This window comes from Micromonospora sp. NPDC049044, assembly GCF_040649215.1.
Classification (GTDB): domain Bacteria; phylum Actinomycetota; class Actinomycetes; order Mycobacteriales; family Micromonosporaceae; genus Micromonospora.
This window is the reverse complement of record NZ_JBEZFA010000062.1, coordinates 19,792-30,087: the sequence shown is the minus strand read 5'-3', so window position 1 is coordinate 30,087 and position 10,296 is coordinate 19,792. Positions and strand designations below refer to the sequence as shown.

8 protein-coding genes and 1 pseudogene are annotated in these 10,296 nt (G+C 67.8%); 6 read left to right on the top strand and 3 right to left on the bottom strand.

Annotated elements, in window-relative coordinates:
- The first annotated feature begins 145 nt into the window (after positions 1-145).
- The 4 genes from AB0B85_RS32180 (at position 146) to AB0B85_RS32165 (ending at position 6,284) form a co-directional block, all read left to right on the top strand.
- The gene (locus tag AB0B85_RS32180) at positions 146-439 is read left to right on the top strand and encodes a WXG100 family type VII secretion target (RefSeq protein ID WP_357080017.1); all 294 of its coding nucleotides are present in this window, start codon (positions 146-148) and stop codon (positions 437-439) included.
- Between the two features lie 136 nt (positions 440-575).
- Positions 576-5,111: a DUF6531 domain-containing protein gene (locus AB0B85_RS32175; RefSeq protein ID WP_357413286.1), complete on the top strand. Its 4,536-nt coding sequence runs from the start codon at positions 576-578 to the stop codon at positions 5,109-5,111.
- Positions 5,102-5,566 (top strand): hypothetical protein, encoded by a 465-nt coding sequence (locus AB0B85_RS32170; protein WP_357413283.1) that lies wholly within the window; start codon positions 5,102-5,104, stop codon positions 5,564-5,566. The genes AB0B85_RS32175 and AB0B85_RS32170 overlap by 10 nt, the downstream gene beginning before the upstream one ends.
- Before the next feature lie 244 nt (positions 5,567-5,810).
- Positions 5,811-6,284: a hypothetical protein gene (locus tag AB0B85_RS32165; protein ID WP_357413290.1), complete on the top strand. Its 474-nt coding sequence runs from the start codon at positions 5,811-5,813 to the stop codon at positions 6,282-6,284.
- Between the two features lie 37 nt (positions 6,285-6,321).
- Here the strand turns inward: AB0B85_RS32165 and AB0B85_RS32160 are convergent.
- Positions 6,322-6,552: pseudogene (locus AB0B85_RS32160) on the bottom strand (IS701 family transposase); the annotation flags it as partial.
- Between AB0B85_RS32160 and AB0B85_RS32155 the strand changes: the two are divergent.
- Positions 6,529-6,663 carry a hypothetical protein gene (locus tag AB0B85_RS32155; protein ID WP_357413288.1) on the top strand — a complete coding sequence of 45 codons (135 nt, stop codon included), beginning with the start codon at positions 6,529-6,531 and terminating at the stop codon, positions 6,661-6,663. The pseudogene AB0B85_RS32160 and the gene AB0B85_RS32155 sit on opposite strands and share 24 nt — an antisense overlap.
- Positions 6,664-6,685: 22 nt before the next feature.
- Positions 6,686-6,943, top strand: coding sequence for a hypothetical protein (locus AB0B85_RS32150; RefSeq protein ID WP_357413282.1), 258 nt, complete (start codon positions 6,686-6,688; stop codon positions 6,941-6,943).
- A gap of 574 nt (positions 6,944-7,517) precedes the next feature.
- Here AB0B85_RS32150 and AB0B85_RS32145 read toward each other — a convergent pair.
- Together AB0B85_RS32145 and AB0B85_RS32140 are read right to left on the bottom strand one after the other, a co-directional pair.
- The gene (locus AB0B85_RS32145) at positions 7,518-8,771 is read right to left on the bottom strand and encodes a DUF1501 domain-containing protein (protein ID WP_357413280.1); all 1,254 of its coding nucleotides are present in this window, start codon (positions 8,769-8,771) and stop codon (positions 7,518-7,520) included.
- Between the two features lies 1 nt (position 8,772).
- Positions 8,773-10,041 (bottom strand): DUF1800 family protein, encoded by a 1,269-nt coding sequence (locus AB0B85_RS32140; protein WP_357413278.1) that lies wholly within the window; start codon positions 10,039-10,041, stop codon positions 8,773-8,775.
- Between the last annotated feature and the right edge of the window lie 255 nt (positions 10,042-10,296).

Sequence of the window (10,296 nt, the reverse complement as noted above, 5' to 3'; positions counted from 1 at the left end):
ACGGATATTACGAGCCGGGTTGGTTCGGCGGGGCAGCTCTATGACACGTACCACTCGGAGCAGACGAGCCAGTTGCAGTCGACGATGGGGTCGGCCAACTGGGACAGTGCGAAGTTCCGGGGCTGACGGGGAGGGTGCGGGGATCATGGGTGATGTCTTCAGTTACGACGAGTCGACGGCGGGGTCGGCGCAGGGCGATATTGCGTCGGTCGCGAACGGGGTGCAGGCGAGTCTCGATGATCTGACCAACTTCGTCACCCGGGTGAAGGCCAACTGGGAGGGCGACGAGATGGAGATCTACAACGGTATTCAGATGCAGTGGAACACTGCGGCGGACACCGTGAAGCAGATCCTCGACTCGGTCAAGGGTGCTCTGGGTCAGACCACGACGTCGGTGCAGGAGATGCGCGGTCAGGTCCGGGGGACGTTGCAGGGCTGATCGATTGGTACGACCGCGTCCGGGCATCGTTGAAGGTCCGGGCGCGTCGTCGTGGTCCGTGGTGCTGGGCGTGTGGCTGTCCCGTGTCTGGCACTGCGAAGGGCTTGTTGGCGTGGGCACGGGGGAGGTCCGGGCGATGGCTGAGTTTCCGGCGCATTTGTTCAGGATGGATGGTGATCCGTCGGCGATTCGGTCGTCGGCGGGGCGGTGGTCTGGTTTTGGTTCGGCGGCGACGCAGGCGGCGGCGCAGATCACGGGTTTGGATACGAGTCAGTTCGTGGGTCCGGAGGCGGATCTGTTCCGGGAGGGCCTGAATGCCCAGATGCCGGGGCATTTGCGGGTGACCGGTGATGCGTTCGGCAAGGTGTCGGCGGGGTTGGTGGCGTTCGCGGGTTCGTTGTCGTCGTTGCAGGATCGGATGCGTCCGTTGGCGCAGCGTGCGCCGGGCCTGTGGGCGGCCCTACAGGCCGCGCGGGGGCGTTCGGATCGGGCGGCGCAGGCGGATGAGCGGCATGAGCGGGAGGTCGCGGATCGGCCGCCGGAGCAGGCTGCGGCGGAGCCGGATACGTATCGGTCGGATGCGGGGGCGGCGGGTGCGGCGTTGTCGCAGGCGCAGCGGGACTGGGACGAGTGCGTGGCCCAGGCGGGTGCGTTGCGGGGTGAGTTGGCCACGGCGGTGCGTGATTGCGTGCGGGTGGTGACTGATGCGAAGGGGTTGCGGTTCAAGGAGAATCCGAAGTGGTGGGATCTGAAGGGGCAGTTCACCAACTTCGTGCGGGACAATCAGGAGTTGTTGGCGCAACTGTCCAGCGCCTTGAAGATCGTCTCCCTGGTCGCGGGTCTGTTGTCGTTCATCCCGGTCCTCGCGCCGATCATGGCACCGATCGCGATCGGCACCGCTCTGCTCGCCTCCGCGATCGACCTCTCGATCTACGCCGCCACCGGTAAGGGCAGCCTGAAGACGATCCTGATCGACATCGGGCTCAATCTGTTACCCGGGGTGGGTAAGTTGGCGCGGCTCGGGGCGGGTGCGTTGAAGGGCGGGCGGATCGCGCACGCGTTCTCGTCGGTCGCCGCCCGGGGCCGCAACATGGGTTCGGTGGCTCGGGCGGGGTTGGCGAACCCGCGGGCCAACGGGATCGAGGCGATCAAGCGGCTGGCGCGGCTGGATCCGATCGACGTCGCCTGCGGCGACATGGTCCTCACCCAGACCGACGTCCAGTTGCCGGGGGCGTTGCCGCTGCTGCTGTCGCGCACGCACCTGTCGTCGTACCGGTTGGGGAGCTGGTTCGGCCGGTCCTGGGCGTCCACGCTCGATCAGCGCATCGAGGTCGACGACGCCGGGGTCTACCTGGCTACCGCCGACGGGATGGCGTTGATCTACCCGGTCGGCGTGGACGGTCGCCCTGATCGGCTGCCGACCGAGGGGCCGCGGTGGTCGTTGGCGCGGGATCCGGCCGACGATGTCTACCGGGTCACCGATCCCGCTCGGGGTTGGACGTGGCACTTCGGGTCGGTGCCCGGCGCTGTGGCGGGTCAGCTTCCGCTTGTCGCGGTGACCGATCGCAACGGTCACCGGGTCGATGTGCGTCACGACGACAGCGGTGCGCCGGTCGAGGTGGTGCACTCCGGTGGCTACCGGGTGCGGGTGCGTGTCGAGGAGAATCGGATCGTCGGGTTCGACCTCGGCGGGGACGACGCTGATACCGAGTTGATCCGCTTCGGTTACAACGAGGCCGGTGACCTGACCGAGGTCATCAACTCCTCCGGGTTGCCGCTGCGGTTCGACTACGACATCGACGGGCGGGTCACCCAGTGGGTGGACCGCAACGGCACCGAGTACCGCTACACCTACGACGAGGACGGGCATTGCGTCGCCACGTCCGGCACCGGCGGCTGCCTCACGGGGATGCTGCGCTACGACACCGCGGCCCGGGTCACCACTGTGGTCGACTCGCTCGGCCACGCGACGGTCTACCACCTCAACGAGCTGCGGCAGGCCGAACAGGTCACCGACCCGCTGGGCAACGTCACCACCACCGTCTGGGACCGATTCGACCGCAAGCAGGCCGAGACCGATGCGCTCGGGCGGACGACTCGTTGGTCCTACGATGACGACGGCAACCTGGTCGAGGTCACCCGCCCGGACGGCAGCCGGGCGACGGCCACGTACAACGACCTGGGCCAGCCGGTCCTGGTCACCGATGTCGACGGCGCCATCTGGCGGCGCGAGTACGACGAACGCGGCAACCTGACCATGATGACCGACCCGGCCGGCGCCACCACCCGCTACGCCTACGACGAAGCCGGCAACCTGGCCGACGTGACCGACGCCCACGGCAACGTGTCGGTGGTGGCTACTGATCCGACCGGGCTGATCAGCTCGTTCACCGAACCAACCGGTGCGGTGACGACCTACCGGCGCGACTCGGCCGGACGCGTTGCTGAGGTGACCGACCCGCTCGGCGGCACCACCCGCCTCGGCTGGACCGTCGAGGGACGCCTCGCCTGGCGGCGCGGCCCGGACGGGGCGAGCGAGGAATGGACCTACGACCCCGAAGGCAACCTGGTCACCCACACCGACCAGACCGGGGCCACCACCCATTACGAGGTAGGCCCCTTCGACCTGCCGGTGGCACGCACCGGACCCGACGGCGCACGCCTCGCCTTCGCCTACGACACCGAGCTGCGGCTCACCACTGTCACCAACGCCCAGGGGCTCGTCTGGTCCTACGACTACGACCCGGCAGGACGGCTGGTCACCGACACCGACTTCAACGGCCGCACGCAGACCTACACGCACGACCGCGCCGGCCAGATCATCAGCCGGACCAATGGGCTCGGTCAGCGCATCGACCTGGTCCGCGACCTGCTGGGCAACGTGGTGCAGAAACAGACGGTCGAGGGCACCACCACCTTCGCGTACGACCCGGTAGGCCGGTTGCTGAACGCCACCACACCCGAAGTCGACCTCCACCTCGAGCGCGACCTGATGGGTCGGGTGCTTGCGGAAACTCAGAACGGCCACACCCTGACCTGCGCCTACGACGCGCTCGGCCGGCGGACCCAGCGACGAACTCCGTCAGGTGTGGAGAGCGCCTGGGAGTACGACGCCGGAAGCCGGCCCGTGGCCGTGCAGACCGGCGACGCCACTGTCGCCTTCACCCACGACGCGACCGGCCGGGAAACCCAGCGGACGGTCGGCAACCTTGCCCTGACGCACAGTTGGGACGCGAATCACCGACTGCTCGCCCAGGTGCTCACCGCGAACCCGGCCGGACCGGACGCGGTGCCGGATCTGGTTGCGCATCGGGCCTACCGCTACCGGCCCGACGGCTACCTGACCGACATCGCCGACCAGCTCACCGGTGAGCGCCGACTGGAGCTTGACCGGGCCGGCCGGGTCACCGCCGTGCAGGCCGATGGTTGGACCGAACGGTACGCCTATGACGACGCCGGTAACGTCGCCGACGCCACCTGGCCCGGAGCGGATGACGCCGTCGCGGCTCGGGGCGAGCGGGAGTACAGCGGCACCCTGATCCGTCGGGCCGGGGACCTGCGGTACGAACACGATGCTGCTGGCCGGGTCACGCTGCGACAGCTCAAGCAACGTTCAACCAAGCCGCTGACGTGGCGTTACACCTGGGACAGTGAGGATCGGCTGGTCGCGGTGACGACGCCGGACGGCACCCGGTGGCACTACCGATACGACGCGCTGGGTCGGCGGGTCAGCAAGCAGCGCCTCGACGCCGATGGCGCGGTGGCCGAACAGATCGACCTTGCCTGGGACGGCCCACGTCTCATCGAGCAGATCCACCGCCACGACGATGAGGTGAAGACCAGCACCTGGGAGTACGCCCCCGGCGCGTTCACCCCGATCGGCCAGACCGACGGGGTGGTGGGTCAGGACGAGGTAAACCGCCGCTTCTATGCGATCGTGACCGACCTGGTCGGCGCACCGACCGAACTGGTCAGCCCCGACGGCGACATTGCCTGGCAACAGCGGACCACCATCTGGGGCATCCCCACCCAGGTCACCGCCACGGGCGTCGACTGTCCGCTGCGCTTCCCCGGGCACTTCCATGATCCAGAGACCGGCGCCTCAAGCAACTATCACCGCTACTACGACCCGGACACCGCCCGCTACCTCAGCGCCGACCCCCTCGGTCTCGCTCCCGGCTCGAACCCTTACCGATACGTCGTCAACCCATTCCGGTTTGTCGACCCGCTGGGCCTGGCCCCTTACCCGGCGGGAAACGGGATCCCGATTTACCGAGGTACGTCGCGGGCGCTGGAGAATCACATTGCCGACGAGACCGGGAAATTGATGAGTGACGCCGCCCAGCGCGCTTTCATGGAGAGCGGCGGAGTTGTCGACGATGCGGCTCGCGCCTCCCAGGATGCTCACCAGGCCGGTGTTCGTGCGTGGGGCAGCGAGCAGAACTACGCGCAGGCGCACGCCGAGTTCGGCACGGAGATGGCGGAGATCGGAGAGCGTTCCATGATATCTTTCACCAGCGACGTCAATACCGCGAAGACTTTCGCCGGGCCGAACGGGCAGATCTATCAGGCCACTGTCAACCCGAGTGAAGTGATCTTCCAATCTCTACCCGGAGCCGGTGAGTCGGAGATCCTGGTGCGTAATATGATCGATGTGCTGCCATGGCCGTGACCCTCGACCTGGGAGGCGTCCCGTTCGTCTTCTTTCCGGCGGGCGAACCCCTGATGATCCCAGGAGAAGTGGTCAACGCTGATCCCCTCGAGGACCGCCTGCTCGTCGACCATCCACGACTCCGGCGGATTCTGGTGCGCGGCTATCCCTCGATGCCCGCGCTACCCTACGTGCTGCACTGGAGTGACGGCACAGACCTTCGGGCCGTCGACGCTCGGGTCATCGCTGGGACAGTCGATGTCAAGGACTTCCACGGTGCATTGGTGGCCGAGGTCCGTTCTGTCGTCTGCCGCAACTGTGCCGCGATTGTTCGGGCGGTGGTGGCGGAGACTGCCATCTCCGTACTTCAGGGTGACCTGGCTCCGCGGATCGCCGAGCACGAGTTCCGGAGAGACTGCCCGGTCTGCCGAGACGCTTCCTTCCCCTACGTCGTGGAGTACCTCGACGCTGGATAGGTCGATTGGGCATTGGCGGCGGGGTCCGATCCGTCGGCCCCGAACGGGCCAGGAACGAGCAGGGCCGGCCCAGCGGTGCCGCCGTGTGCCGTCGGAGGCGTTGGCGCGTACCCGACTGCCGAATTCGCTGTAGACGACCACCACGACTCGGCGGCCAGCCGGCCCCGAAGCAAGAAGTGGGGTCCGGTAGGGAAGGATCGTCGCCGATCCACCTTCGACCTCGAGTTGCGTAAGTTGGGAACTAATGGCCCCAAAAAAGGGTAGTGAGATCGGCCACCTGATGGAACGGCTGGGTGACCACGGCTTCGCCGTCACTGTCGAGACCGAGGATGAGCTGCACACGCACTGTGTTTCGGGAAATGGTTTCCGGCTGCGGGTGGACATAGGTCCGAAGGGGATTCTGCTCGACTTCGTCGTCGGCCGGAACGGGGAGTCGCCCGAGCTTCGATACAGCATCGACACAGATTTGTATGATACGTCCGACTCTGCTCAGCGATGGTTCGCGGACGAGATCCTGCGCGACATTGCCTCCTTCCTGGACGCTCTGGGGGGCGGGGGTCTCCAGGTGAGTCGTGCACGAGGCAGGACGGCGATCGTCTTCCCACATGAGGATAAATATGTGCGAGTGGAGCGTGGGCGCGTGTTCACCCGCCGGCATGAGTACGAACACGTGTCGGACGCGGAAGGCGGTGACACATTTCAGCCGTTCGGCCCGTGATCAGGGTGCTGTCTCGAAATCGTGCCTCTCCAGTACTCCCGGCCACGGCGACCAGGTGGTGCAGCGGGACGGGTTCGGGTGCCCAACAGCGGTAGAACGCCAGCTCACCGGTGGTGCGTTTGCGGCGGATCAGCAGCCGGTGGTGCCCGCCGTGCTGGTCGGCGGCATGGGACAGGGTGATGAACGCCCAGTCGTAGTAGCGGTGGCCCTTCGCTCCCGCGCCGGCGGAGATCCGCTGCCAGGGGTGGCGGGGCAGCCCGGCGGCGAGGTGACCGGTGCGCAGGTCGAGGGCTGGTTCAAGAGCATCGCCGCCAACCCCGACAGCCGCCCTCAGGCGCGCCCCCACGGCGACGGCGTCACCACCAACCCGCCGGCCTAGCCACCGCACCTACGGTAGACCCATGGAAGTCAACGATTTCTATCGGTACAGCCGCCAGATCAGCGACCAGCTCGCACCCAAGATCAGCCCGAAGTACCGGCCGATCGTCTTGGAGTCCGGAGGCGCCGGGGCCTGGGACCTGGCGATCCCGATACTCGTCGGCGCCCTGTCGGAGGAGGACGTTGTGATCACCACGGCGGAGAAGGACGCGCTGCGGGAGCTCATGGAGTTCCGCCGGGAGCCTCTGACGTATCTGGAGCAGATCCGAACCTCGGACTGACGGCCGAAGCGTAGATCGGGCCCCTCGAACCCTGCACCGTGTCGACCAGCGGGCGTCCCAGACCCGGCCCGATCTCGGCGAGCATGATCCATGGCGCTGCGGGCAGGACTGCTGGTTCGGGGTGTCTGGACAGATCCACGATCCGGAAACCGGTGCCTCATACAACTATCACCGTTACTGGTCGCGGACACCCTTCAGTTGGAAGTGGGCATCGAAACAGGTGAACTCCTCTTCGCCTGGGGCTATCTCCCAGCCACCTCGTGGTCCGCGGCTCTCCTCCCGCGGCCCAGCGTCGTGCCCGGAGTCTTGCGCCTGGTGTCGGTCGATGAGCTGGAAGCGGGCGTCTCGTTGTCGATCTCCCGTAACGATGATTGGAAGGCTGAGTTCGATCAGGCGGCTGGGTCTCTTCGCGTGTCGGTCGAGGGCGACCCGGCAACGTCGCTGGTAGAAATCGCCCAGGGTGTAGCGGTTGGGGTTAGGGCTGGTCTGATTCGTTCGATATGGCTCTGGCCCAACTTTGTTCAATGACAACGGACGTGCACCGGCAGTGCGTATGCCCAGTAGGACCTGACCATCAGCCGGCGCGGAACAGCGGGAGCGGTGTACCCCGGTAGCCGAGCAGGTACTGCTGCGGGTCGGCCCCGAGCACCGTGTCGAGCACCGCGCCGAACACGTCCCGGAAGTCGGTTGTCACCTTCAGGTCGCCCTGGTCCAGGTCGGTGAGGCTTGGTGGTTGGCCGTGGAAGCCGCCGGCCACTCGCGCTCCGGCGACCAGGACCGGTCCGGCGGTGCCGTGGTCGGTGCCGTCGGAGGCGTTGGCGCGTACCCGTCTGCCGAATTCGCTGTAGACGACGACCGCGACCCGGCGGCCGGCGTCGCTGCCGGCCATCCGGTCCACGAAGCCGGTGAGGGCTGCGTCGAGTTGGCCGAGCAGGGCGTCCTGCGCGGTGCGTTCTCCGGCGTGGGTGTCGAAGCCGCCGAGGCTTACCGAGTAGACCCGGGTGGGTACCCCTGCCTCGACGCAGCGGGCGACCAGGGCGAGTTGTGCGCCGAGCGCGCCGCCACCGCCGGTGCCGGTGGCGGTGGCGACCGGGGTCGCGTCGGTCGGGCTGGCGGTCGGGGCCACCGCCTCCCGGACCAGCCGACCCATGTCGACCAGATCGGCGTAGGCGCTGGCGGCCCGGGCCTGCATCGCCGACTCGCCGGCCTGCACCCGACCGAGTGACGCCACCATGGCGGGTGCCACCCAGTCGGGCAGTTCCAAGCCCTGGTAGCTGACGCAGGCGCCGACCCGTCGCCGTCCGACGAGCAGTGGGGGCAGCACCGGTTCGAAGCTGACCGCGGCCTCGACCGGGGCTTGCGTCTCGTCCAGCCAGCGCCCGACCCAGCCGGTGTCGGCCGGGCCGTTCGGCGCGGCGGTCTGCCAGATGTCCATCGACCGGAAGTGGCTGCGGTCCGGTTTCGGGTAGCCGACCCCGTGCACGATGGCGAGCCGTCCGGCCGACCAGAGCGTCGACAGGCCGCGCATCGCCGGGTGCAGACCGTGGTCGCTGTCCAACCGCAGCACCTGCTCCGGCGGGTACGCCAGTTCCGGCCGGGAGGCCCGGTAGGCCGGGTCGGCGTACGGGATGACGGTGTTCAACCCGTCGTTGCCGCCGTAGAGGGTGACCAGGACTACTGTCTCCACCGGACGCCTGGCGACGCGCTGCTCGGGGTCCGCGGTGTCGAGCAGCCGGGACAGGGTGATCGCGCCGGCTCCGGCGGCGAGGGCACCACCGCCGGCCACGCCGGAGGCGAGCAGGAAGCGGCGTCGGGTGAGTCGGTCCATCTCAGGTCACCTGGTATTCCGGGCTGACCAGCCCGAGGGTGAGCATCAACCGGGAGTTGGTGGTGCCGCGCAGCACCTCGTACGTGCGGTCGGTCCAGGTGTCCACGCAGAGCAGGTGCGCCACCTCCTCCGGGGTCATCCGCTCCGGGCTGAGTTGGCTGGCGAGTTTGCCGGCCAGCGACAGTTTCAACCGGGCGGCAGCCGAGGTCAGCCAGGCCACCCCGGCCGGCCAGCCGCCCACACTGGGCGGGGCGAACGGGCGTTGCCCGAGACCACCGAGCCCGTCCAGCAGCCCGGTGATCGTCTCCGCGGGAAGGGTGGCCGGTCGCAACCCGAGTTGTCGCAGTGCGCCGACCAGCCACTCGACCGGTTGTTTGACCATGGTGGCGCGGGTGCCCGGGAAGGTCTCGTCGGCCAGCAGCACCCGCAGCATCGGCAGCGGCTCGGGGAAGGCGGCGGCCATCTTCTCCCGGATGTGGTCCGGGATCGGCTGGGTGCTGGAGGCGTACCGGTGCCAGAGCCGGGCGGCCACGAACCGGGGGCAGGCCTCCTGGGTCAGCGCCAGGTCGACCAGGTCGTCGGCGGTGAAGTGTCTGGTCACGCCGAGGATGCTCGACGCGCCGTCGTGGTGGCGCCGAGGGTCGAAGACCGATCGCTGCCCGGCGAGATCGATCCGCCATCCGGTCAGCGCCAGACCGGCCTGCTGCACGTCTGATTCGGTGTAATGACCGAGGCCGAGGGTGAACAGCTCGAAGAATTCCCGAGCCAGATTCTCGTTGGGTGCTTCCCGGCTGTTCAGTTGGCCGTCCAGCCAGTGGACCAGAGCCGGATCGACAATCATCCGATGGGCCATGTCGCGAAAGTCGCGGGCTTCCCGTAGGGCGAGGTGCTGGGCCAACATCAGTTGCGGGCTCTTGACTTTGACGATCGAGGTGGCCCAGTGACCGTGCCAGAAGAAGAGCAGTTTCTCCGCCGCCTGGTGGTCGGCGACGGTCATCCGGTCCAGCCACCACTGGGTGAGGGTGCTCGCCTGCGCTCGGCGCAGCCCGTCGGCCTCGACCCGCTGCGCCGGGGTGGGCTCGGGGGTGCCGACGTACGGGTCGGGGCCGAGCGGGGGGAGGGGTGCGCGGGTGGCGCCGATGTCGGGCCCCGTGGGGGTGGTCAGCGCCGCGAGGGTGGCGGTGAAGCCGGCTCGCCGTGCTGCCGCCAGCTCGTTGGCGGTTGGTCCGAACCCCGCTCGGCGGAGCAGCAGAGCCACGTCGTCGGTCATAACGACACCATTGTGGAACCCTCAGCAGGGAGGCGACATTTCACCACTATCCAGAATTCCGCCCGTCGACGACGGGTCGAGCCGCGCCCCGACGATACGTCCCCGACGGATGCACCGCATAGAGTGTGGACGATCAGTATTGGTGGCGGTGATCCGGTGTCCGATTACTTACTTGTGTCGGCCATGACATGTGTTTCGCTCAATATGTCAGCTATTATCGGCGGCTGCATCGCCGATCGTCCACACTCTTACGGG

What these genes read in the sequence shown, in the direction of transcription:
- AB0B85_RS32175 (WP_357413286.1), top strand. Translation starts at nt 576, where the DNA reads ATGGCTGAGTTTCCGGCGCATTTGTTCAGGATGGATGGTGATCCGTCG.
- AB0B85_RS32145 (WP_357413280.1), bottom strand. Translation starts at nt 8,771, where the DNA reads ATGGACCGACTCACCCGACGCCGCTTCCTGCTCGCCTCCGGCGTGGCC.
- AB0B85_RS32150 (WP_357413282.1), top strand. Translation starts at nt 6,686, where the DNA reads ATGGAAGTCAACGATTTCTATCGGTACAGCCGCCAGATCAGCGACCAG.
- AB0B85_RS32180 (WP_357080017.1), top strand. Translation starts at nt 146, where the DNA reads ATGGGTGATGTCTTCAGTTACGACGAGTCGACGGCGGGGTCGGCGCAG.
- AB0B85_RS32170 (WP_357413283.1), top strand. Translation starts at nt 5,102, where the DNA reads ATGGCCGTGACCCTCGACCTGGGAGGCGTCCCGTTCGTCTTCTTTCCG.
- AB0B85_RS32165 (WP_357413290.1), top strand. Translation starts at nt 5,811, where the DNA reads ATGGCCCCAAAAAAGGGTAGTGAGATCGGCCACCTGATGGAACGGCTG.
- AB0B85_RS32140 (WP_357413278.1), bottom strand. Translation starts at nt 10,041, where the DNA reads ATGACCGACGACGTGGCTCTGCTGCTCCGCCGAGCGGGGTTCGGACCA.